The organism is Lysobacter fragariae, assembly GCF_054779775.1.
In genome coordinates this window covers 344326-367694 of sequence record NZ_BAAGXP010000006.1, presented here as the reverse complement: position 1 = coordinate 367694, position 23369 = coordinate 344326, and the positions used below count along the sequence as shown (strand labels likewise).

At 65.7% G+C, this 23369-nt stretch carries 19 protein-coding genes and 1 pseudogene; 15 read left to right on the top strand and 5 right to left on the bottom strand.

The features are described from left to right. Positions 1-36 precede the first annotated feature (36 nt). The gene (locus tag ACYVD7_RS07650; RefSeq protein ID WP_460761186.1) at positions 37-1452 is read right to left on the bottom strand and encodes a class II fumarate hydratase; all 1416 of its coding nucleotides are present in this window, start codon (positions 1450-1452) and stop codon (positions 37-39) included. Between the two features lie 168 nt (positions 1453-1620). Between ACYVD7_RS07650 and purB the strand changes: the two genes are divergently transcribed. After that, entirely contained in the window at positions 1621-2991 is a 1371-nt protein-coding gene (purB, locus tag ACYVD7_RS07645; RefSeq protein ID WP_460761183.1) for an adenylosuccinate lyase, read from the top strand. Positions 2992-2999: 8 nt separating this feature from the next. Continuing rightward, positions 3000-3908: a subclass B3 metallo-beta-lactamase gene (gene bla, locus ACYVD7_RS07640; RefSeq protein WP_460761180.1), complete on the top strand. Its 909-nt coding sequence runs from the start codon at positions 3000-3002 to the stop codon at positions 3906-3908. A 262-nt stretch (positions 3909-4170) separates the two neighbouring features. Here the strand turns inward: bla and gstA are convergent, their stop codons facing one another. Together gstA and ACYVD7_RS07630 are read right to left on the bottom strand one after the other, a co-directional pair. Beyond that, positions 4171-4785: a glutathione transferase GstA gene (gene gstA, locus ACYVD7_RS07635; RefSeq protein WP_460761178.1), complete on the bottom strand. Its 615-nt coding sequence runs from the start codon at positions 4783-4785 to the stop codon at positions 4171-4173. Continuing rightward, positions 4782-5900: an NAD(P)H-dependent flavin oxidoreductase gene (locus ACYVD7_RS07630; protein WP_460761175.1), complete on the bottom strand. Its 1119-nt coding sequence runs from the start codon at positions 5898-5900 to the stop codon at positions 4782-4784. Before ACYVD7_RS07630 ends, gstA begins: the two co-directional genes overlap by 4 nt. A gap of 210 nt (positions 5901-6110) precedes the next feature. Between ACYVD7_RS07630 and ACYVD7_RS07625 the strand changes: the two genes are divergently transcribed. From ACYVD7_RS07625 to pilH, 12 genes and pseudogenes are all read left to right on the top strand, one after another. Then, a complete protein-coding gene (locus ACYVD7_RS07625; RefSeq protein ID WP_460761173.1) occupies positions 6111-6416 on the top strand; it encodes a winged helix-turn-helix transcriptional regulator in 306 nt (101 codons plus the stop codon). 157 nt (positions 6417-6573) lie between these two features. Continuing rightward, a pseudogene (locus ACYVD7_RS07620) lies at positions 6574-7836 on the top strand (JmjC domain-containing protein); the annotation flags it as partial. After that, positions 7836-8753, top strand: coding sequence for a GNAT family N-acetyltransferase (locus tag ACYVD7_RS07615; RefSeq protein WP_460761170.1), 918 nt, complete (start codon positions 7836-7838; stop codon positions 8751-8753). The pseudogene ACYVD7_RS07620 and the gene ACYVD7_RS07615, both read left to right, overlap by 1 nt. Positions 8754-9049: 296 nt before the next feature. Further along, positions 9050-11881 carry a 2-oxoglutarate dehydrogenase E1 component gene (locus ACYVD7_RS07610; RefSeq protein ID WP_460761167.1) on the top strand — a complete coding sequence of 944 codons (2832 nt, stop codon included), beginning with the start codon at positions 9050-9052 and terminating at the stop codon, positions 11879-11881. 120 nt (positions 11882-12001) lie between these two features. Further along, positions 12002-13204, top strand: a complete 1203-nt coding sequence (sucB, locus tag ACYVD7_RS07605; RefSeq protein WP_460761165.1) for a dihydrolipoyllysine-residue succinyltransferase — start codon at positions 12002-12004, stop codon at positions 13202-13204. A gap of 180 nt (positions 13205-13384) precedes the next feature. Beyond that, positions 13385-14812 (top strand): dihydrolipoyl dehydrogenase, encoded by a 1428-nt coding sequence (lpdA, locus tag ACYVD7_RS07600; protein WP_460761162.1) that lies wholly within the window; start codon positions 13385-13387, stop codon positions 14810-14812. A gap of 13 nt (positions 14813-14825) precedes the next feature. Then, positions 14826-15176, top strand: coding sequence for a DUF3147 family protein (locus ACYVD7_RS07595; protein WP_460761160.1), 351 nt, complete (start codon positions 14826-14828; stop codon positions 15174-15176). An 18-nt stretch (positions 15177-15194) separates the two neighbouring features. Continuing rightward, on the top strand, positions 15195-16064 hold the full coding sequence (locus tag ACYVD7_RS07590) for a class I SAM-dependent methyltransferase (protein WP_460761158.1): 870 nt from the start codon (positions 15195-15197) through the stop codon (positions 16062-16064). Between the two features lie 17 nt (positions 16065-16081). Beyond that, the gene (locus ACYVD7_RS07585; RefSeq protein ID WP_460761867.1) at positions 16082-16675 is read left to right on the top strand and encodes an LOG family protein; all 594 of its coding nucleotides are present in this window, start codon (positions 16082-16084) and stop codon (positions 16673-16675) included. 16 nt (positions 16676-16691) lie between these two features. After that, the gene (locus tag ACYVD7_RS07580) at positions 16692-17642 is read left to right on the top strand and encodes a hypothetical protein (protein WP_460761155.1); all 951 of its coding nucleotides are present in this window, start codon (positions 16692-16694) and stop codon (positions 17640-17642) included. Next, entirely contained in the window at positions 17639-18628 is a 990-nt protein-coding gene (locus ACYVD7_RS07575) for a YhdH/YhfP family quinone oxidoreductase (protein ID WP_460761153.1), read from the top strand. The genes ACYVD7_RS07580 and ACYVD7_RS07575 overlap by 4 nt, the downstream gene beginning before the upstream one ends. 57 nt (positions 18629-18685) lie before the next feature. Next, positions 18686-19051, top strand: a complete 366-nt coding sequence (gene pilH, locus ACYVD7_RS07570) for a twitching motility response regulator PilH (RefSeq protein ID WP_460761151.1) — start codon at positions 18686-18688, stop codon at positions 19049-19051. 166 nt (positions 19052-19217) lie between these two features. Here pilH and ACYVD7_RS07565 read toward each other — a convergent pair whose 3' ends face one another. Continuing rightward, a complete protein-coding gene (locus ACYVD7_RS07565) occupies positions 19218-20117 on the bottom strand; it encodes a DnaJ C-terminal domain-containing protein (protein WP_460761148.1) in 900 nt (299 codons plus the stop codon). Between the two features lie 129 nt (positions 20118-20246). Here ACYVD7_RS07565 and ACYVD7_RS07560 point away from each other — a divergent pair, with 129 nt between their 5' ends. Further along, positions 20247-20729: a redoxin family protein gene (locus ACYVD7_RS07560; RefSeq protein WP_460761145.1), complete on the top strand. Its 483-nt coding sequence runs from the start codon at positions 20247-20249 to the stop codon at positions 20727-20729. 110 nt (positions 20730-20839) lie between these two features. Here ACYVD7_RS07560 and pbpC read toward each other — a convergent pair whose 3' ends face one another. Beyond that, positions 20840-23179, bottom strand: coding sequence for a penicillin-binding protein 1C (gene pbpC / locus ACYVD7_RS07555; RefSeq protein WP_460761143.1), 2340 nt, complete (start codon positions 23177-23179; stop codon positions 20840-20842). Between the last annotated feature and the right edge of the window lie 190 nt (positions 23180-23369).

Sequence of the window (23369 nt, the reverse complement as noted above, 5' to 3'; positions counted from 1 at the left end):
GGCCTTCACTTTGAGCGACGCAGCACGGCCAACGCCTCACCCACCCGCGCTGCCACCGTGGATTCCACCCTTGGTGAGAAGCACGGGATCGAGCAGCTTGCGCAACTGCTTTTCCGGCAGCCCGCTCATCTCCAGCGCGACATCCAGCACCGGCCGCTTTTCCTTGTAGGCACGCTTGGCGATCGCCGCGGCCTTTTCGTAGCCGATGATCGGGTTGAGCGCGGTGACGAGGATCGGATTGCGGTCCAGCGCCTCGCGCACATGCGCACCTCGTGCGCGCAGGCCGGCGATGGCCGAGTCGGCCAGAAGGCGCATGGCGTTGGACAGCAGCCGGATCGAATCCAGCACGTCGAACGCGATCAGCGGAAGCATCACGTTGAGCTGGAAGTTGCCGCTCTGTCCGGCCACCGTAATTGCCGTGTGATGCCCCATCACCTGTGCGCAGACCATCGCGACGGACTCCGGAATCACCGGGTTCACTTTGCCCGGCATGATCGAACTGCCGGGTTGCAATGCGGGCAGCTCGATCTCGCCCAAGCCCGCGAGCGGGCCTGAATTCATCCAGCGCAGGTCGTTGGCGATCTTCATCAGCGCCACCGCCAGCGCACTGAGCTGGCCGGACAGCTCCACGGCGTCGTCCTGCGCCGCGAGCCCTTCGAACTTGTCGATGGCTGACTCGAATTTCGTTCCTGTCAGCGTCGAAAGCGCCTTCGCCATCGCCTTGCCGAAGCGGGGGTCGGCATTGATGCCCGTACCGATCGCGGTGCCGCCGATGGGGAGGCGACGCAGGCGCTTCAGGGCATCGTCGATACGGGCCTGCGCCGAGTGCAGCTGTGACGACCACGCGCCGAACTCCTGCCCGAACGTCAACGGCATCGCATCCATCAGGTGGGTGCGGCCGGTCTTGGTAATGCCGTCGAGCGCACGGCCACGGCGGTCGATGGTCCGACGCAGGTGCTTCAGCGCCGGCAGCAGTTGTTCGACCGTGGCCACTTGCGCGCCGACCCGGATCGCGGTGGGAATCACGTCGTTGGAACTCTGGCCCAGGTTGACGTGGTCGTTGGGATGGATGGCGGCCTTCGCGCGGCTGGCGCGCGAGGCGAGCGTCGCGATCACCTCATTCGCGTTCATGTTGCTGGAGGTGCCCGAACCGGTCTGGAACACGTCGATGGGGAAATGCGCGTCGTGGGTGCCCGCGGCGACCTCAAGCGCGGCCGCCCGGATCGCCGTGGCCACGCCCTTGTCGAGCAGACCGAAGCCGCCGTTGACCTCGGCCGCGGCCGCCTTGACCAGGCCGAGCGCGCGGACGAACTCGCGCGGCAGCGGCACGCCCGACACCGGGAAATTCTGTACGGCCCGCTGGGTCTGGGCGCCCCACAGGGCATCGGCAGGCACCTGGAGCTCGCCCATGCTGTCGTGTTCGAGGCGAAAGCCGGTGGTCTTCTTGGCCATCTGGATCGTCTCCTTTCGAGGTCGATTCCCCAGCTTACGCCGGATGATTCCGGACGCAGTGGCCGCTGGCGATCGCCCGGGAAGCGCCTCCCGCTGGCCGCCCGGACGGGAGGAGCCGCGGAGCCGCGCACTGTAGAATTGCGGTTTGCCTTCGCTGCCCCCAACGCCATGTCCGTCGAAACCCAGCTCCTCGCCCTCTCCCCGCTCGATGGCCGCTACGCCGGCAAGGTCGACGCCCTGCGACCGATCTTCTCCGAATTCGGCCTGATCAAGGCCCGCGTCAAGGTCGAGGTGGAATGGCTGGTGGCGCTGGCCAACGAACCGCGCATTGTCGAGCTGAAGCCGTTCTCGCCTGCCGCCACCGACAAGCTGCGCGCCCTGGCCGACAACCTCTCCGTCGCCGACGCGGCACGGGTGAAGGAAATCGAGCGCACCACCAACCACGACGTCAAGGCCGTCGAATACCTGATCAAGGAAAAGCTCAAGGGCGACACCGAGCTTGGCCCGGCGCTGGAATTCGTCCACTTCGCCTGCACCAGCGAGGACATCAACAACCTCAGCTACGCACTGATGCTCAACGAGGCGCGCCAGGACGTGCTGCTGCCCAAGCTGGACGAGCTGATCGAGAAGCTGCGCGCGATGGCGCACGACCATGCCGCCGTGCCGATGCTCTCGCGCACCCACGGCCAGACCGCGTCGCCGACCACCGTCGGCAAGGAACTCGCGAACGTCGTCGCCCGCCTGCAGCGCCAGGGCGAAGTGCTCGCCGGTCTGCCGATGCCCGGCAAGATCAATGGCGCGGTCGGCAACTACAACGCGCACGTCGCGGCGTATCCCGATATCGACTGGACCACGTTCTCGCGCCATTTCGTCGAGTCGCTGGACCTGACCTGGCAGCCCTACACCACCCAGATCGAGCCGCACGACGGCGTCGCCGAGCTGTGCGACGTGTCCAAGCGCATCGACACCATCGCCATCGACCTGTGCCGCGATATCTGGGGTTACATCTCGCAGGGTTACTTCAAGCAGGCCGTGAAGGCCGGCGAAGTCGGCAGCTCGACCATGCCGCACAAGGTCAACCCGATCGACTTCGAGAACGCGGAAGGCAACTTCGGCATCGCCAGCGCACTGTTCGAACACTTCGCCGCCAAGCTGCCGATCAGCCGCTGGCAGCGTGACCTCACCGACTCCACCGTGCTGCGTGCGCTGGGCACCGCGTTCGGCCACATGCTGATCGGTTTCGAGTCTTTGCAGCGTGGTTTGAACAAGCTCAGCGTCAATCCGGAACGACTGGCGGCCGATCTCGACGCCGCATGGGAAGTGCTCGCCGAAGCCGTGCAGACAGTGATGCGCCGCCATGGCCTGCCCAACCCGTACGAGCAGCTGAAGGCGCTGACCCGCGGCCACGGCATCAATGCGGATTCGATGCGCGAATTCATCACGTCGCTGGACCTGCCCGCCGATGCGAAGCAGCGCCTGCTCGACATGACACCGGGGAGCTACATCGGCATCGCCGATTCTTTGGCTCGCGAGATCTGAGGCTGCCCATGGCTCGCAAGGATGCGTTGTGCTTCTCCCTCACGGCAGCGCTGCTGCTGGCCGGCTGCGCGACTTCGGTTCCGCAGCCCATCGCTCCGGCCGCGCTACCTACGCCCACGCCTTGTGCCGCCGATGCGGGCTGGAGCGACCCGACCACACCGCGCCATATCCATGGCAACACCTGGTATGTCGGTACCTGCGCGATCAGTGCGATCCTGATCACGTCGAAGCAAGGACACATCCTGATCGACGGCGCCACCGACAATGCCGCGGCCTCCATCGAGGCGAACATCCGCGCACTGGGCCTGCGAATTGAGGACGTGCGCTACTTCCTCAACTCGCACACCCATCACGATCACGCCGGTGGCATCGCACAGTTGCAGCACGACAGCGGCGCCACGGTGATCGCACGTGAGCCGGCCGCAGTTGTTTTCGAACGCGGCACGCCCGACCGCAGCGATCCACAGCAACTCCTGCTGCCGGCCATCGCCACGGTGGCGAATGTCCGGCGGATCGCCGATGGCGAAACCCTTTCGCTGGGACCGCTCCACCTGCAGGCCCACGCGACGCCGGGACACACGCCCGGTGGCACCAGCTGGACGTGGACGTCGTGCGAGGCCGGCACCTGTCGGAACGTGGTCTATGCCGACAGCCTCACGGCCATTTCGGACGATGTGTACCGATATTCCGATCACGCCGATGTACTGGCGACATTTCGCCAATCACTGGCGACCGTCGGCACCCTGCCCTGCGACATCCTGCTGACGCCCCATCCGGTCGCCAGCCGCATGTTTGAGCGGATGACGTCGGGCAGCGGCGTGGCGCTGGTCGATCCAACTGCATGCAAGGCGTACGCCGAACGTGCGGCAAAGACGCTGGATGAGCGGATCGCGAAGGAACGTTCCGCCAAGCCTTGATGAGCGTTCGTTTGTGGAGCGGAGCTTGCTTGCCCCGCTGCATTTCATGCTTGGCTTTCACGCAAGAGCAGCGGAGCAAGCTCCGCCATACAAAGGCGCCACAAGTCGGATGGGGCAAGCCGCGTTCGGCGCTCTCCTAGACTCGCTTCCCGACAGCTCCCGCCGTCCAGCCATTGCCGGACCTCCGGCACGCCTTTCGCACCACCACAAAAGCAACGGTCCGGGCCGCACGGTGCGACCCGGACCGCATCTCGATGCCTGATCAGGCCGCCTTAACCAGACCTTCCGCCACCAGCGCCGCCTTCACCGCCGGCCGCGAGGCCACGCGCTGCTGGAAGTCGTTGATCGCCTTGTAGCCCGACATGTCCAGGTCGACATGGCTGGCCCAGCTGGTCACGGTGAACAGGTACGCGTCGGCGATGCTGAACTGCTCGCCCGACAGGTACGGCTGCTCGGCCAACGTCTGCTCGATCAGGTCGTAGCGCTTGCGCAGGTAGTCCTTGCGCTCCTGCTTCACTTCCACGGGCGTGGTCGGATAGAAAAGCGGCGTGTAGGACTTGTGCAATTCGGTGCTGATATAGCCCAGCGTTTCCTGCAGGCGCGAGCGCTCGAAGGTGCCGTTGGCCGCTGCCAGCCTGGCCTCGGGCTTGCGATCGGCCAGGTACTGCACGATCGCCGTGCCTTCGGTCAGCACTTCGCCGTTATCCAGCTCCAGCGCCGGCACGTAGCCCTTGGGGTTGATCTTGAGGAAATCCTGGCCGGATTCGGTCTGCTTGGTCTTGGTGTCGACCTTGACCAGCTGGATGTCCAGGCCCAGTTCGCGGGCGATGATGTGCGGGGACAGCGAGCAGGCACCGGGAGAGTAATAGAGCTTCATGCAATGGCTTCCTTTGCTTGGGGGTGGGTGCTGGAGGCATCCAGCTGTTGCAACAACGCGTGCATCAGCGTCTCCGCGGAGCGGTGGCGCAGGTTGGGAGCGATCTGGCCGCCCCACAACGAAATCAGGTCGCTACGCCCGGCCTTGATCGCGGCAGGACGCAATTTCGAAACGAACCAGCTGGTGGTGGGGAACGGCGGCAGCTCAGCGATGCGCGGTGCCATCTCGTCCGTCCAGCGATTGCGGATGCCACGCGCCAGTCGCCCGGTGAAGGCGCGCGTCAACGTGCTGTGGCGGGCATTGGCGCTGAAGAGCATGTCCCGATGCAGATCGGTCGTTCCCGATTCCGCGCACGCCAGGAATGCCGTCCCGATCTGCGCCGCCTGCGCACCCAGCTCCATCACCGCGCGGATGCCACGACCATCGGCGATACCGCCGGCTGCGATCACCGGCGTGCGCACCCGCTGGGTCACCAGTTGCACCAGCGTCAGCGTGCCCATCAGCGATTCTTCTGCTGGCGCCAGGAAAGACGGCCGGTGGCCACCCGCCTCCGCACCGGTGGCGACGATCAGGTCGACGCCGGCTTCTTCCAGCGCGAGCGCCTCGGCAATAGAGGTAGCCGCGCCAACCGTGACAATCCCGCGCCGCTCGCATTCGTCCAGGATCGAGCGCGACGGGATGCCGAACACGAAGCTGAAAACCGACGGAGCTGCTTCCAGGAGCGCTTCGACCTGCGCTTCGAAACGCGGGTGGCCGCGTTCGGCCAGTTCCGGCTTGTCGACTCCCAGTTCGCGGAAATACGGCTCGAAGATCGGCCAGGCGCGGTCGAAGGTCGCCTGATCGATACGATCGCCGCCCTCATCGTGGTCAGACACCCACAGGTTGAGCGCAAAGGGTTTGCCCGTCAGCGAGCGGATGTCGTCGGTGACGCGCCCGATGTCGCCTGGCGCCAGCATGTGCGCCCCGAACGAACCCAACCCGCCGAGGTTGGACACCGTCGCCGCCAGTCGTGCCGTGGACAGGCCGCCGCCGAACGGTCCCTGGACGATGGGATGGTCGATGCCGAGCCGTCGCAGCGCTTCATTTCGCGTCGATGGGGTCGGATTCCGGGCCATTTGCGTTCCGTGCTTGGGGAGGAGGGCGTATCCTAGGCCCACCTAGTTACTGATGTATACCTAATAACTGGTTGCAACCAAGAGATTGTGGTATCCAAACGGTTACCCGATTACCCGTCAGTCACCACCACCCGACGCGATCCCATGGGCCTGCCACTCCGAAAAAGCCAAGTCGTCGAGCCCGCCCCGATCTGTCCGCTAACCGAGTGCATGAAGCTGCTCAGCGGCGCGTGGGCTCCCAACGTCATCTGGTACCTCAGTGGCGAACCACGCCGCTTTGGCGAACTGCGCCACGACATCCCGCGCATCTCTGCGCGCGTGCTCAGCGCGCGGCTGCGTGAACTGGAAACCAAAGGGCTGGTCTCGCGAAAGCTGCTGGCCACATCGCCGCCTTCGGCGGAATACGCGCTGACCGATCTCGGGCGCGAACTCATCCCGGCGATCAAGGCGATCGTCGATGTCGGCATGAAGCTCAAGAACCAGCTCGAAACGCGGCGTAAACCCGGCAACAAGTAGAATCCGCTGCTCAAGCGCGATGCCCCGGCATCAGCGCGGCGGGCGAACACCTTTGCGTGGCGCCGCTTCCGGAGCGGGACAAAACCCGCCTTCGCTCATCAGGCCCGGCATGTACCGCCGTGACGGCCGCGAAAACGCAAGTACAACGAAGAAGAACATGACCAGACCCGCCAAGACCCCCTCGTCCGCCAAGACTGGCAAGACTGTCAAGTCGAAATCAGCGACGAAACGCGCGCCCCTTCCCATCGAAGTGGATGCTTCCGCCCTGCCCCCGCTGGGCATGCCGCCGGAGCGCTTCCTGCGCGATTACTGGCAGAAGAAACCGCTGCTGATCCGCAACGCGTTCCCGGATTTCCAGTCGCCGCTGCAACCCGAGGACCTCGCCGGTCTCTCGTGCGAGGAAGGCACGCTCTCGCGCATCGTCGCGCACGACCGCGAGCGCGATACCTGGCTGCTGCGCAACGGCCCGTTCGAGGAAGCCATGTTCCCCGACATGCCACACCACGACTGGACACTGCTCGTGCAGGACGTGGACAAGTGGGACGCCGATGTCGCCGCGCTGCTGGACGCGTTCGACTTCCTGCCGCGCTGGCGCCTCGACGACATCATGATCTCCTTCGCCGCGCCGGGCGGCTCGGTGGGCGCACACGTCGACCAGTACGACGTGTTCCTGCTGCAGGGGCTGGGCCATCGGCGCTGGCAGATCGATGCATCCCCCAATCCGTCGCACGACTTCCGCAACGACGTCGACCTCAAGCTGCTGCGCGAATTCCACCCGACCCACGAGTGGCTGCTGCGCCCGGGCGACATGCTCTATCTGCCGCCGGGCGTACCGCACCACGGCGTCGCCGAGGACGCCTGCCTGACCTTCTCTGTCGGCATGCGTGCGCCCAGCGCGGCGGAGCTGCTGGGGGACTTTGTCGACACCCTCGCGGCGGACGCCGACGAGGGCCTGCGCTATCGCGACCCCGACCTGACACCACCTGCAGACCCCGCCCAGATCGACGACGACGCGATGCGCCGCGCCATCGAGGCACTGAACGCGCTGCGCATGAACGATCCGGACCGGCTGGGCGATTGGTTCGGTCGTTTCATCACCCTCTATCGCAACGCGGGCGAAGTGATGGCCGCACCGGACCCGCTCTCCCGCATCGAAGTCGAGTGGGAACTGCAGCACGGCGCCGCCCTGTTCCGCCACCCCTACTCCCGCATGGCCTGGCGCAAGTCCGGCCTCGGCGCGCAGCTGTACGTCAACGGGCTGGACCATGCGTTGCCGGTCCAGGACGCCAAATCCGTTGCCAATGCCAAGGAGCTGGACGGCGCGACATACGCGACCCTGTCGGAAACCGGGCGCGACGTCGTGTACGCACTGCTCCAGGCCGGGCACTACCGCCTGGCCATGGAGGGCGAGGAAGAAGAATGAGCGTTACCCATCCATCCAGCGATGCCTTCACCGTCGAAACGGTGGACTACGCAGCCGGCCTCCCCGCGCTGCGTACCGTCCGCGAGGCCGTTTTCGTCCAGGAACAGGGCGTGCCGCTGGAGCTGGAATGGGACGAACTGGATCCGCAGTGCCACCACGTCCTCGCCCGCGACGGCGAAGGCCGGCCGATCGGCACCGGGCGCCTGACCCCCGAGCACAAGATCGGACGCATGGCGGTGCTGGCGGACTGGCGCGGCCGCGGCGTCGGGGACGCCTTGCTGTTCGCGCTGATCGAACAGGCCCGCAAACTCGGCTGGCACGAGCTCTCCCTGCACGCGCAGGTATCGGCGATCGGGTTCTACGCCCGACATGGCTTCCTGCCCTACGGCCCACGTTTCGAGGAAGCCGGCATCGATCACCAGTCGATGCGGCGCTTGCTCGATGGCCCCAATCCGGTGGAAACCCACGACGCTGCCATCGCGGCGCTGCTCGGCGTAATCGGCACGGCACGGCGGCAGCTGTGGATCTATAGCCGCGAACTGGATCCCGGGCTGCTCGACCATCCCGATGTATTGGACGCGCTGCGTCGTTTCGCCATCGGCGGCGGACATGCGCAGATCCTGCTTCAGGACGCCCATGCCCCACAGGCCGCGCACGCACCGCTGATCCGACTGGGCCAGCGGCTGCCCAGCGGCTTCGTCTTCCGCGTGATCGAGGAACCCGTCGACCGCGCCTATCCGGCGGCCTTCATCGCCAACGACCGCGGCGGCTGGTACTTCCGCACCCTGGGTCACCGCACCGAAGGCGAAACCCGCATCGACCAGCCGGCCCGCGCGCGGCAGCTGGAGTACGTGTTCGAACCGGTCTGGGAGCGCGCCCGCCCCTGCACCGAGTACCGGTCGCTCGGGATCTAGCTTGGGCGGTGCTTGACCCACCACGCGTCGAGCAGGCCCGACACTTCGCTGCGTAGGGCGGGTCTTGACCCGCCGCTTTCCGGTCGGCGTTGCGGCGGGTCAAGACCCGCCCTACGCAATCGCGGCCACCCAGCGGCGCGCCCTCATTGCCAAATCCATGATGCAGCGCGACATTGGCTACGGCTATAATTTTGGCCCTTTCGTGCCCGGCTCGCGCCGACGCACCGGCGCCTCTCCCAAAAGCCCGCCGCATCAACGGCTTACCTCAAAATCAACCGGATCTTCCCGACACCATCGTGGACAGTCTCCTCAAGCAGTTTGCCCAGTCATCGCAGCTCGGCGCCAACGCCGCCTTCATCGAAGACCTGTACGAGCAATACCTGGTCGCTCCCGACAGCGTCGGGCCGAAATGGAAAGCGTATTTCGACGCCTTCAAGGGCCGCGAAGCCGGAGACGTCCCCCACTCCGCCGTCATCGACCAGATCGCCGTGGCCGGCAAGCTCGCCGCTTCCGGCAAGCTGGCGGTCGCCACGGGCGGCGGCGATGAGCGCGAACGCGCCGTCGGCAAGCTGATCACCGCCTATCGCTCGCGTGGCCATCTGGCCGCGAACCTCGACCCGCTGGGCATGATGGTCAAGACCGAAGCGCCAGACCTGGCGATCGGCTTCCATCGCCTGTCCGAGAGCGACCTGTCGACCGAGTTCAGCACCGGCAGCGTTGGCGGCAAGGAACGCATGAAGCTCGGCGACCTCGTCGCCCTGCTCAAGGCCACCTACACCGGCTCGATCGGCGCCGAGTACATGCACATCACCGACGTCGAACAGCGTCGCTGGATGCAGGAGCGCCTTGAAACCGCCGGCGGCAAGTACGGCCGCACCGCAGACGACAAGAAGCGCATCCTCGAACGCCTCACGGCCGCCGATGGCCTGGAGCGTTACCTCGGCACCAAGTACGTCGGCCAGAAGCGTTTCTCGCTGGAAGGCGGCGATGCGCTGATCCCGCTGATGGACACCACCATCCGTCGCGCAGGCGAACAGGGCGGCAAGGACGTGATCGTCGGCATGGCCCACCGCGGCCGCCTCAACGTCCTGGTCAACTCGCTCGGCAAGCCGCCGCGCCAGCTGTTCGACGAGTTCGAAGGCAAGTTCGAGCACGTCCACAACGACCTCGCCCACCAGGGCGACGTGAAGTACCACATGGGTTTCTCCGCCGACGTCGCCACGCCCGGCGGCCCGGTGCACCTGGCTCTCGCGTTCAATCCCTCGCACCTGGAAATCGTCGACCCGGTGGTTGTCGGTTCGGTGCGTTCGCGCCAGGGTCGTCGCGGCGACAAGGGCACGCAGCAGGTCATCCCGGTCCTGATCCACGGCGACGCCGCGTTCGCCGGACAGGGCGTGGTGATGGAACTGTTCCAGATGTCGCAGGCACGCGGTTTCCGCGTCGGCGGCACCATCCACATCGTCATCAACAACCAGGTCGGCTTCACCACCAGCGAGCGCCAGGACGCGCGTTCCACGCTGTACTGCACCGACGTGGCCAAGATGGTCGGTGCACCTGTTGTGCACGTGAACGGCGACGATCCGGAAGCCGTGGTGTTCTGCGCCGAACTGGCGCTGGACTATCGCAGCCGTTTCGGCCGCGACGTCGTCATCGACCTGGTCTGCTACCGCCGCCACGGCCACAACGAGGCCGACGAACCGGCGGCAACGCAGCCACTGATGTACCAGGTGATCCGCAAGCACAAGACGCCGCGCGAGCTGTATGCCGCGCAGCTGGTCAGCGAAGGCGTGATCACCGAAGCCGACGCTCAGGCGCTCGTCGACAACCATCGCCAGAAGCTCGACGATGGCGTGGTCACCACCGAACTCACCACGGTGAAGCCGGACGAGTTCGCGATCGACTGGTCGCCGTGGCTCAAGGGCAAGCTGGGCGACAAGGTCGACACGACGTTCGACGGCAAGAAGCTGAAGAAGCTCGCCATCACCATCAACGACGTGCCGGATACGCTCAAGCTGCATCCGCGCGTTGCCAAGATCTACGAAGACCGCCGCAAGATGTCCGCCGGCGAGCTGCCGGGCGACTGGGGCTTCGCCGAGAACCTTGCCTACGCGACGCTGCTGGACGAAGGCTACAAGCTGCGTCTGGTCGGTCAGGACTGCGGCCGCGGCACCTTCTTCCACCGCCATGCGATCCTGCACGAGCAGACCACGGACGAATACGTGCTGCCGCTGCGTCGCCTGGTGAAGAACCCGGCCGACGTCACCATCATCGACTCGCTGCTGAGCGAGGAAGCGGTGATGGCGTTCGAATACGGTTACGCCACCGCCGATCCCATGACGCTGGACATCTGGGAAGCACAGTTCGGCGATTTCGCCAACGGCGCACAGGTGGTGATCGACCAGTTCCTGTCGTCGGGCGAAGCCAAGTGGGGCCGCCTGTGCGGCCTGGCACTGTTCCTGCCGCACGGCTACGAAGGCCAGGGCCCGGAGCACTCCTCCGCACGCCTTGAGCGCTTCCTGCAGCTGTGCGCGCTGGAGAACATGATCGTCTGCACGCCGACCACGCCGGCGCAGGCCTACCACATGATCCGCCGGCAGATGCGCATGACCACGCGCAAGCCGCTGGTGGTGATGACGCCGAAGTCGCTGCTGCGCCACAAGCTGGCCGTGTCGTCGCTGGACGAACTGTCCAAGGGCGAGTTCCAGCAGCTGATCCCGGATGCCGCCGCGAATGCCAAGAAGGTAAAGCGCGTCGTCGTCTGCGGTGGCAAGGTCTATTACGACCTGCTGGAAGAAGCGCAGAAGCAGAAGCTCGAGGACGTCGCGATCGTTCGCGTGGAACAGCTGTATCCGTTCCCCCGCACGGAGCTGGCGGCTGAACTCAAGCGCTTCGCCGGCGCGACCGACGTCGTGTGGTGTCAGGAAGAGCCGCAGAACCAGGGTGCGTGGTACCAGATCCGCCATCACCTGAGCGCATGCCTGGCCCCGAAGCAGTCGCTGCACTACACCGGGCGCGCGCGCTCGCCGTCGCCCGCCGCGGGTCACTTCAGCGATCACGTCATCGAGCAGACCACGCTGGTCGCCGATGCCCTGGTCAATCCGCTGCGCGGCGAAACCTGCGCCGAGTAATCGTTTGCCGCATCCGCATTTGCTGTCATCCCGAGCCTGGCGAGGGACCTGCTGTTCCGCTCCACCGACCATCAGATTCCTGCTTCGTTCGAAACGCATTCAATTCTTAAGGACGTCCCAATGAGCACCGAAATCAAAGTCCCGGTCCTGCCGGAATCCGTCTCCGACGCGACCATCGCCACCTGGCACAAGAAGGTCGGCGACGCGGTGAAGCGCGACGAGAACCTGGTCGACCTGGAAACCGACAAGGTCGTGCTGGAAGTCCCCTCGCCGGTCGACGGCGTGCTCAAGGAAATCAAGTTCGCTGAAGGCGCGACGGTCAACAGCCAGCAGCTGATCGGCATTGTCGAAGCCGGTGCCGCCGCTGCGGCGCCTGCTGCGGCCGCTCCGGCGGCTGCACCTGCTGCTGCCCCGGCAGCACCTGCCGCTGCCCCGGCCAAGGCTGCTGCCGCGCCGACTCCGGCCGCCAAGTCCGCCGACCTGCCGCCGGGTGCGCGCTTCGCCGCCACGACTTCGGGCGTCGACGCTTCGCAGGTCGAAGGCACCGGCCGCCGCGGCATGGTCACCAAGGAAGACATCGTCAACTACGCCAGCGGCAAGACCGCCGGCGTGGGTGGCGGCGCGCGTCCGGAAGAGCGCGTGCCGATGACCCGCATGCGCGCCCGCATCGCCGAGCGCCTGATGCAGTCGAAGAATTCGATCGCCATGCTCACCTCGTTCAACGAAGTGAACCTGGGCAAGGTCATGGCGATGCGCAAGGAGCTGGGCGAGGCCTTCGAGAAGGCCAATGGCATCAAGCTCGGCTTCATGAGCTTCTTCGCCAAGGCCGCGGCCAACGCGCTGCAGAAGTACCCGGTGGTCAACGCCTCGGTCGATGGCAACGACGTGATCTACCACGGCTACGCCGACATCTCCGTCGCCGTGTCGACCGACAAGGGCCTGGTCACGCCGGTCCTGCGCAATGTCGAGCGCATGTCCTTCGCCGACATCGAAGGCGGCATCGCGACCTACGCCAAGCAGGCACGCGAAGGCGGCCTGAAGCTGGAAGACCTCCAGGGCGGCACCTTCACCATCACCAACGGCGGCACCTTCGGGTCGCTGATGTCGACGCCGATCGTCAATCCGCCGCAGTCGGCGATCCTGGGCATGCACGCCATCAAGGAACGCGCGATCGTCGAGAACGGCCAGGTCGTCGCCGCGCCGATGATGTACATCGCGCTGTCCTACGATCACCGCATCATCGACGGCAAGGACGCGGTGCTCTTCCTGGTCGACATCAAGAACCAGCTCGAGAACCCGCACCGCATGCTGTTGGGCATGTAATGCACTTCGAGCCCCTCTCCCACCGGGAGAGGGGTTGGGGGTGAGGGTACGGCGAAGCGACCATCCCTCAGATCCCGATTTCAATAGTCAGCTCGAAACATCATTGCTTCGCCGCACCCTCATCCGGCGCTTCGCGCCACCTTCTCCCGGAGGGAGAAGGAACCGCAGGAAAAAAGCAAAATGAGCGAACAGCAGCAATTCGACGTAGTCGTCATCGGCGCCGGCCCTGCCGGTTACCACGCCGCCATCCGCGCCGCGCAGCTCGGCCTGAAGACCGCGTGCATCGACGCCGCGCTCGGCAAGGACGGCAAGCCGGCCCTCGGCGGCACCTGCCTGCGCGTGGGCTGCATTCCGTCGAAGGCGCTGCTCGACAGCTCGCGCCAGTTCTGGAACATGGGCCACATCTTCGGCGAGCACGGCATCGGCTTCGACAACGCGAAGATCGACGTCAAGACGATGGTTGGCCGCAAGGACAAGATCGTCAAGCAGTTCACCGGCGGCATCGCCTCGCTGTTCAAGGCCAACAAGGTCACGCCGTTCTACGGCTTCGGCCAGCTGCAGCCGGGCAACGTCGTCTCGGTCAAGCAGCACGACGGCAGCACGGTTGAGCTGAAGGGCACCAACGTGATCATCGCGGCCGGTTCGGATTCGATCGAGCTGCCGTTCGCCAAGTTCGGCGAGCACATCGTCGACAACGTCGGCGCACTGGATTTCGAAACGGTGCCCAAGCGCCTGGGCGTGATCGGCGCCGGCGTGATCGGCCTGGAACTGGGCAGCGTGTGGAATCGCCTGGGTTCGCAGGTCACGGTGCTCGAAGCGCTGCCGAACTTCCTCGCCGCCGCCGATGCCGAAGTGGCCAAGGTCTCCGCACGCGAGTTCAAGAAGCAGGGCCTCGACATCCGCCTCGGCGCCAAGGTCAGCAAGACCGAGGTGAAGAAGGACGGCGTGCATGTCACCTACACCGACGACAAGGGCGAACAGACCATCGTCGTCGACAAGCTGCTGGTGGCCGTGGGCCGTCGCGCCGCGACGAAGAATCTGCTGGCCGATGGCACGGGCGTGAAGGTCGACGCGCGCGGCATGGTCGAAGTCGACGAGCACTGCCACACCGGCGTTGACGGCGTGTGGGCGGTCGGCGACTGCGTGCGCGGCCCGATGCTGGCGCACAAGGGTTTCGAGGAAGGCATCGCCGTCGCCGAGCTGATCGCCGGCCTGCCGGGCCACGTCAACCTCGACACGATTCCGTGGGTCATCTACACCGAGCCGGAGATCGCCTGGGTCGGCAAGACCGAGGAACAGCTCAAGGCCGAAGGCATTCCGTACAAGGCCGGCAGCTTCCCGTTTGCGGCCGTGGGTCGCGCGGTGGCGATGGCCGAACCGGCGGGCTTCGTGAAGGTGCTGGCGCATGCCGAGACCGACACCGTGCTGGGCATGCACCTGGTCGGCGCGAACGTGTCGGAACTCGTGCACGAAGGCGTGCTGACGATGGAGTTCAAGGGCTCCGCCGACGACCTCGCCCGCATCTGCCACGCACACCCGAGCCTGTCCGAAGCCGTGCACGACGCCGCGATGGCCGTGCACAAGCGTTCGATCCACAAGGCCAACTAACGCGATACCTGCAGTGAACGCACAGTTCCTGCTCAAGGCCGCCATCACCGTCGCATTGGTGCTGGCGGCCTCTTTTTTGGCGAAGCGGCATGGCTGGGTGGGAGCGCTGGTTGCGTCGCTGCCGCTCACCTCACTGCTGGTGCTGGTCTGGCTCTATGCCGACACGCGCGATGCGAAGCAGGTGGCCGACCTGTCGATGGGCATCTTCTGGTTCGTGCTGGGTGGCATGCCGTTCTTCGTCGTCCTCGCCGTCACGTTGCGACAGGGCTGGAATATCTTCCTGTCATTCGGTGTGGCCGCACTCGCGGGTTTTGCCGGTGTCACGCTGACACAATGGCTGTTGGCCCGCGGTTCCACACAGTGATCCCGCAGGAGCCTGGTCATGTCCGCAGACACCATCCATAAAAGCCCCATCCGCAACGTGTCCGATACCGCGCTCTGGGTCGCGGTCTACCGCGCGATGGAAAGCGAGCGTCCGGACGCGATCTTCCATGACCCCTACGCGCGGCGCCTCGCGGGCGAGCGCGGCCAGGCCATCGTCGATGCCATGCCGCAGGGCAAATCGATGAGCTGGCCGCTGGTGGTGCGTACCGCAGTGATGGACGAAATCGTCCTGCGCTGCGTGCAGCAGGGCGCGACGACGGTGCTGAACCTCGCCGCCGGCCTCGATGCCCGTCCCTATCGCCTCGCACTTCCGGCGAACCTGCGCTGGCTGCATGTCGACATGCCGGAGATGGTCGAGTATTTCCGCACCGGCATGACCGGCGAAACGCCGCGCTGCCAACTGGAATTCATCGCGGCAGACCTGCGTGAAGCCGACACGCGGCGCGAGGTCTTCGCCCAGGCCGCCGGACACGGTCCCGTGCTGGTGATCACCGAAGGGCTGCTGATCTACCTCGAATCGAACGACGTCGCTGCCCTCGCCCGCGATCTGCATGACATCGCCAAGGCAAAGTGGTGGTTGTCCGATCTTGCTTCGCCGAAGCTCCTGAAGATGCTGGAAAGGAACTGGTCGCCAAAGCTGCGCGAAGGCAACGCGCCGTTCCGCTTCGGTCCCGCGGAAGGCACGGCGTACTTCACCCCGTTCGGCTGGCGCGAGGCCGAGTTCCGTTCAAGCTGGAGCGAGGCGCAACGCCTGGACCGCAAGATGCGCGGCGCGTGGCTCTGGAACCTGTTGCTGAACATCCAGCCCAAGGCCATGCGCGAAGCCAACCTGCGGATGTCCGGCATCATGCTGCTCGAATCCACCTGATGACTGCCACACCCAACATGCGATCTGTCTGTGTCTATTGCGGTTCCAACGCCGGCAGCAAGCCGGTCTACGCCGAACGCGCGATCGCGCTCGGCACCCAGCTGGCGAAGGACGGCATCGCGCTGGTGTATGGCGGCGGCAACGTCGGCCTGATGGGAACAGTCGCCGACGCCGCACTGGAAGCCGGCGGCGAAGTCATCGGCGTGATCCCCGAGCAGCTGGTCGGCTGGGAAGTCGCGCACCAGGGACTGACCCGGCTGGAAATCGTCGCCAACATGCACGAACGCAAGGCGCGCATGTTCGACATCGCCGACGGGTTCATCGCCCTGCCCGGTGGCTTCGGCACGCTGGATGAGATGTTCGAGATGCTGACCTGGCGCCAGCTTGGCATCGGCGACAAACCCTGCGCGTTCCTGGATGTCGATGGCTTCTATGCGCCGTTGATCGCGATGATGGATCGCATGGTGGAGGAACGATTCCTGCACGCGGACCAGCGCCGCGATCTGTGGCATGGCGACGACATCGGCGCGATGCTGGCGTGGATGAACGACTACAAGCCTGCGCACGCCTCGAAGTGGCTGGACGAGAAACGTCGTGGCGAGTTGCGCTGACATCACGGGAACACGAATGAACGCGACGTTGATACGGGTGGCGCTTCTGGTTTCGTTGCTGCTGACGCCGCTGCTCACATGGGCCGCCGATAAGGAACGTACCGTCGCCCCGCACGATTGCGAGGACGCCCACCACCTTCCAGCCAACGCCGATGAGGAATCGCGCCGCCTAGCCTGTGACATCCCGGAAAAGTACCGCGAGGACGTGAGCATTGCCGAGTTCGTCGGGCGCATGATCCGTGTGCACGACCTCGCGGCCTGGCTGACGACGGACGCATTGGTGGCAGGCAAGGACTTCGACGACATCGCCGGCAATGGACGCGGGTGGTTGACGCTGCAGGACCGCAGCAGCGACGACGTCGAGGTCCGCTACTTCATCGAACAGGATGGCAAGGTTGCCGCATTTGCGAGCGGCACCTTCGACCTGGACACGATCAAGGCGGTCAATGCGCACCGGCTCTCGCCACTGGAGCCCGTGACGGAGCGCGAGGAACGTCTCCTGCGCGCGAAGGCATTGGCGCTTTCCGCCGAAGACCTGGGTATCTGTACCGACCACACGCCCAATACAGTGGTCATCGAATCCAACGAAACCGGACGCACGGAAATCCTGGTCTTCGTGATGTCCGCCTGGACGGACAACAAGTCCGCCCCGTTGGGTGGCTACCACATGTTCCGCATCAGCGAGGATGGCAACACGATCCTGAGTCGCTACTCGCAAACCAAGGGTTGCCCCATGACGGAGCTGGAGCAGCCCACTGCGCTGATGGTGACCCACGTTACGTCGGCCGCGCCCACCATGTTCCATGTGTTCATGAGCATGCAGTACGCCCGGCCGATCTACGTATCTACGACGCAGAACGGCTTGCACTGGCGCGTCGACGGCCCACGCATCTTCCTGCTGAAGGACAACGATCACGCTCCCGACGCGGACGCACCGGAACCCGAAAAGGAAACCACCCTGCAATGAGCACCACGCGCTTCAACGCCTTCCGCATCCACAACGACGCTTCCGGCTACCGCAGCGGCATCGAGCAGTTGTCGCTCGACGACCTCAACCCCGGCGAAGTCGTCATCAAGACCGCGTTCTCCTCGGTCAACTACAAGGACGCGCTCGCCGGCACCGGTCAGGGCAAGATCCTGCGGAAATTCCCGCTGGTCGGCGGCATCGACGTCGCCGGTCATGTCGTGGCTTCCACCGACCCGCGGCTCAAGGAAGGCGACGCGGTGCTGGCAACCGGCTCCGGCCTGAGCGAAACCCGCGATGGCGGCTACGGTGAATACGCTCGACTGGAAGCGCAGTGGACCATCCCGCTGCCGTCAGGCCTCAGCCTGCGCGAAAGCATGATCCTGGGCACCGCTGGCTTCACCGCTGCGCTGGCCCTGCTCCGGATGACCGACAACCGCCAGACGCCCGACCTGGGGCCGCTGGCCGTTACCGGCGCGACTGGCGGCGTCGGTTCGCTGGCGGTGGACATCTTCAGCCGCGCCGGTTTCGAGGTACACGCGATCAGCGGCAAGGCCGACCAGGCCGACTACCTGAAGGCCATCGGCGCCAGCCAGGTGCTGGGGCGCGACGCACTGGCGACTACGCGCCCGATGGAATCGGCCCGCTTCGGCGGCGGCCTGGACAACGTCGGCGGAGCGATGCTGGCCAGCATGCTGGCGCAGACCGCGCCTTACGGAAATGTCGCCAGCGCCGGCCTTGCGGCCTCGCCGGAGCTGCCGACCTCGGTGATGCCGTTCATCATCCGTGGCGTGTCGCTCGTCGGGGTGGCCTCCGCCGGAACCGCGCGGGACATCCGCGAACAGGTCTGGCAGCACCTGGCCACCGACTGGAAGCCAAGGCGCCTGGATCGCATCTGCACGCGCGACGTCGGCTTGGCGCAGCTGCCGGAGGTGTTTGCGACCATGCTCACAGGCGGGTCGTTCGGCCGTACGCTGGTTACGCTGTAACGGCTTGCGGCGCCACACGGCCCCGTTACAATCGGTTCAACTCCAGGGGAAGTACACATGGCCCGCATCCTGATCGTCGACGACTCTCCGTCGCAGCTGATGGGTATCCGCCGCATCGTCGAGAAGCTCGGCCATGAAGCCATCGTCGCCGAGGACGGCGCCGCTGGCGTGGAAGTCTGCACGCGCGAACTGCCGGACCTGGTCCTGATGGACGTGGTGATGCCGAACCTCAACGGTTTCCAGGCCACCCGTTCGATCAGCAAGAATCCGGCCACGAGCCACATTCCTGTCGTCCTGGTGACCACCAAGGACCAGGACACCGACCGCATGTGGGGCATGCGTCAGGGCGCCAAGGCCTACATCACCAAGCCGTTCAGCGAAGGCGATCTCTCCGAGATCATCACGCAGCTGATCGTGAAGTAAGCATCGCGGCAGACGCTCGACGGCGGCTTCAGTCGGGCAGGACGGCTCCAGGCAGCCGCTCCCAACAGCTGATCCCGACCGCTCCAAACGGTCAGTCCAAGCTGGACGCCGCATCAGTGAATTTCATGGCCAGTGGCAGGCCTTCGTTTGCCACGGCCGGGTGGCTTCACGCCCGGCGCCACTCCTCACCAAACGCCTCGCGCAGCGCCTCGTAGGCAGCCTGCTGCGCCGGGACTTCCGGCTTGGGCGCGAGTATTTCCAGTTCCACGATCTGATCCCCGGGCGTCGCGCCGGGCAGGCCACGGCCTCGCAGCCGCAGCTTGCGACCACTTTCCGACTTCGCCGGAATCTTCAGTTCGACCGGTCCACCGAGCGTCGGCACGCTGATGGTGGCCCCCAGCGCGGCTTCCCACGGCGCCAGCGCGAGCACGTGGATGATGTTGCGGCCGTCGACTTCGAATTGCGGGTGGGCGGCATATTCGACCTCAAGCAGGAGGTCGCCGCGCATGCCGCCTTGACCAACACCACCCTGGCCCGCAAGGCGTATCACCTGCCCCGGCTTGATCCCTTTGGGAATCCGCACTTCGAGCGTCTTGCCACCCACGCCGATGCGCGCCGGACTGCCGGCAAAGACCGATTCCAGCGACACCGCCAGCTTTGCCCGCGTGTCGCGTGCACCCGGCGGCGGTGCGCCGGGTCCGGCACCACGACCGCGGCCAAAGAGTTGCTCGAAGAAGTCACTGAACCCGCCGCCAGCACCACCGCCAGCGAAGATCTCCTCGAATCCGGGACCGCCGAAACCCCCACCGAATCCACCCGGAGGCGGCTGCACTTCGTCGCCGGGGCGATAGCCGCGTGATCGCAGCTGGTCGTAGGCGGTGCGCTTCTCGGGATCGCGCAGCGCCTCGTAGGCTTCGTTGATGGCCTTGAACTTTTCTTCCGCGCCCGGCTCCTTGCTGACATCCGGGTGATATTTGCGCGCGAGCCGGCGATACGCGCCCTTGATCTCGGCCTCACCGGCGCCGGGTTCGACACCCAGCGTTTCGTAGTAGTCCTTGAACTGCATGGTTCCGGCTCCGCGCTTGCTTGTTCTGGCTGTCGCCAGAATGGCAGCCATCGGGCCGATTTCAAGCCTCCTCGAACGCGATGAACGACATCGCAAGTAGACTTGGCTCCCCCACAGGAGAAACCCCGCATGAGCATCCAGGTTGGCGACCGCCTGCCCGAATCCACGTTGCAGCACATCCGCGAAGGCGTGGAAAAGATCGACACCCATACCCTTTACGACGGCCGGAAGCTGGTGCTGTTCTCCGTCCCCGGCGCCTTCACGCCGACGTGCTCGGAGCGCCACCTGCCCGGTTACGTCGAACACTACGACGAGTTCCTGGACCTCGGCGTCACCGTGGCCTGCATGTCGGTCAATGACGCCTTTGTGATGAAGGCCTGGGGCGAAAGCCAGCACGTTCCGGACGGACTGATGATGTTGGCCGACGGCAACGGTGACTTCACCCGCGCACTCGGGCTGGAGCTGGACGCCAGCGGCTACGGCATGGGTACGCGTTCGCGCCGTTTCGCGCTGTATGCGGAAGACGGCTTCGTGAAGAAGCTGTTCGTCGAAGCGCCGGGCGAATTCAAGGTGTCGTCGGCGGAGCACATGCTGGAGCAGCTGCGCGGTTGACGCGCCACTGCAGTCGGAGCGTCGGTTTACGGCGCTCCGGTTCTCGTCGAAGGTTCGCGGAACTCAAGGACGAAGTCGACGGTGAGTGTTCCGACGTCGTGAACGACGCCTCATCGCAACACCCGGAAACTCACCCGCGACCACGCGCCGCTATCGGCCAACGCCGTCAATGTGTGGTTGCCGGTTTCGATGAAGTCATGGGCGAAGTTGCCCGCGCCGAGTGACTCGCCAATCAGGCGGCCATCCAGCAGCCAGCGGATGCGCGCTTCGCTGCCGATGGCGCGTATCGACAGATGCAGCGGCTTCACGCTGTTCGGTGCACGCGCCAGGGTGGCGTTGTCATTGATGCCTTCGATGCGCAGCTCTTCGGTGGCGTCACGACCGTCGGGCGCACAGTCCGGCGACAGCGCCGGCAATCGCGCCGCGACACGCGTCTCAACCGCCAACCACGGCGACGCCAGCGCCGGCCAGCGCGCCAGTTCACTGCTGCGACGCTCGTGTTGTGCCGTGCAATCGGCGGACAGGCGCAATCCGGTCTTCGCATCGATATCGAAGCGTTCGCGTCCTGCGTTCCACAACCGCGCATCGCGTTCGGCGAATGTCGGCGGCACCACGCCGTCCAGCGTCCATGCTTTAAGACGCTTGCGACAAAGCTGAGGTGCCTGTGGATCCAACTGCACACCCAGTGGCCAGCACACCTCCACCTGCACCACGTTGGACGGTGGTGGCCGTGGCGCACCATCGCCACGTTGTGCAGGCAGGCTGTCGATCACCTCGAACAGCAACGGCAGCGCCGTCACCACGCCGTATTGCCCGGGAAGCGGTGTTCCATCCGGTCGTCCCACCCACACGCCAACGCTGTAACGCCGCGTACTGCCCAGCGCCCAGGCGTCGCGATAGCCGTAGCTGGTTCCCGTCTTCCAGGCCACGCGCGGCCGGCCACGCTGGTCGAAGGTGTCGGCGATGCTGCCGGGACGTGGATTGGCTTCCAGGATGTCGCGGATGATCCACGCCGCGCCCGGTGACAGCAGCCGACGATCCACCGTCGGCGCATCGGGCTGGTAACGCACGCGACCGGCGATGCCGTCGCGGTTCAGTGCGGAATACGCGCCGACCAGATCCTCCAGGCGCGCGCCGGTGCCGCCGAGGATCATGGCCAGGTTCGGCTTGCCGCCGCTCGGCCACTTCAGGTCGATGCCGGCATTGGCCAGGCGCGCGGCAAAACGCGATGGGCCGACGCGATCGAGCATGTCCACCGCCGGCACGTTGAGCGACAGTCGCAACGCTTCGGCCGCACCGACCGGACCGTTGAACGCCATGTCGAAGTTGCCCGGCCGGTAGTCGCCGAACGCCTGCGGCGCATCGACCAGCAGGCTTTCGGAATGGATCAGCCCATCGTCCAAAGCCAGTCCGTACAGGAACGGCTTGAGTGTCGATCCGGGCGAACGCCAGGCCTTGACCATGTCCACGTGGCCCAACCGCGCCTTGTCGCCGAACTCGACGGAACCGACATACGCGCGCGCTTCCAGTGTCGCGTTGTCCACCACCAGCAACGCCGCGGACGTGCGTTCGGGCAGGTTGGAGAAGTACGCGGAGACGCGGTCTTCCAATGTGCGCTGCAGGTCGATGTCGATGGTGGATTCGATACGCGCGGATTTCGGGTTCGCCACGCGCAGGCGCTGCGCAAGCAGGGCCGCGTGTGAGGGCGGCTGCAGCGAACGCGCGACGACGGGCTCGACGCGCGCATCCCGCACTTCCGCGCGCGACCACACGCCCAGCGCCGACATGCGCTCGAGCACCTTGTCGCGGGCGATGCGTGCACGTTCGGGTTCGCGATCCGGACGCAGCCGGCTGGGCGATTGCGGCAGCACCGTGAGCAGTGCGGCCTCGGCCTGCGACAGCTGCGCCGCAGGCTTGCCCAGATAAGCCCAGCTGGCGGCTTCCACGCCTTCCACGGTGCCACCGAATGGCGCGCGATTGAGATACAGCTCAAGGATCTCGCGCTTGCTCAGGTGGACTTCCAGCTGCAATGCGCGAGCGAGCTGCCTGATCTTGCCCCAAGGCGTGCGCGAGTGCGGATCGATGATGCGCGCCACCTGCATCGTCAGCGTCGAACCGCCCGACACCACATGGCCATTGCGCAACCACTGACCACCTGCGCGCAACAGCGCCAGCGGATTGACGCCAGCGTGATGCCAGAACCAGCGATCCTCATAGGTCAGTAGCGCCTGCACGTACAGCGGCGAGACCTGACCCATCGTGACTGGGTATCGCCAGATGCCACCGCGATCGGCGAAGGCACGCAACGGCGTTCCATCGCGCGCCAGGACGACCGCGCCGGCATCGCGCTGGCGTGGCAAGGGCAATGGGAATGCCAGGTCCAGCAGCATCGCGACGGTGGCCAGGACCAGCGTCGCAAGGATTGCATTCAGGCCGAAGCGGCGATTCATTCGCGGCAGCCAGCTTCGGCGTATGGGGAATGAAGGCGCGTCGGCGCTGTCATGCGCTTCCCGACGCGGGCGATTGCTGCTGCGATGGATTACGGGCGCGTCCAAGGAGGGCTCGACTGGTGGCAACGCGCCGATACTCCGACGCGTCACGACGTTGCTTCGACGATTGCTTCCGGTGCCGGAACGCCCG